Origin of the sequence: Rhizobium sp. P40RR-XXII (genome assembly GCF_012641405.1) — a bacterium.
In the GTDB taxonomy this organism is placed as follows: domain Bacteria; phylum Pseudomonadota; class Alphaproteobacteria; order Rhizobiales; family Rhizobiaceae; genus Rhizobium.
This window is the reverse complement of sequence record NZ_JABAII010000056.1, coordinates 1-553: the sequence shown is the minus strand read 5'-3', so window position 1 is coordinate 553 and position 553 is coordinate 1. Positions and strand designations below refer to the sequence as shown.

The 553-nt window shown below is 63.5% G+C and carries 1 pseudogene; it reads left to right on the top strand.

The window, feature by feature from the left end:
* Positions 1-553 (top strand): annotated as a pseudogene (locus HGP16_RS33740) (IS5 family transposase); the annotation flags it as partial.

Below are 553 nucleotides of genomic sequence, written 5' to 3'. Positions count from 1 at the left end.
GCGCGGATAGCGCATCACATCATTGGTGACGAGCGCACGCGCGGCTCGTCTGGCCGCGACAACCGCATGTTCGTGGAAGCAGTGCTTTGGATTGTGCGGACCGGCTCGCCCTGGCGTGACCTGCCGGAAGTGTTCGGCGAGTGGAACAGTGTCTTCCGCCGTTTCAGCCGCTGGAGCCGGAAGGGCATCTGGTGGCGCATGTTCACCGCGATGTCGGACGATCCGGACTTCGAATACCTGATCGTTGATTCCACCATCATCCGCGCCCATCAGCACGCTGCCGGCGCAAAAAAGGGGCTGAAGATCAAGCCCTTGGCCGTTCTCGCGGCGGCCTGAGCACCAAGATACACATGGCCGTGCGTGGTCTCGGCTGCCCGGTCCGCTTCACACTGACCGCAGGCCAGAAGGGCGATGCGCCGCAAGCCGATGCCCTGATCGAGGGCCTACCCGCCGACATCGTCATGGCCGACACCGCTTATGACAGCGATCGCCTGCGCAATGCCATCGCTGATAAAGGCGCTGTGGCGGTGATCCCCAACAATCCTTCCCGCGC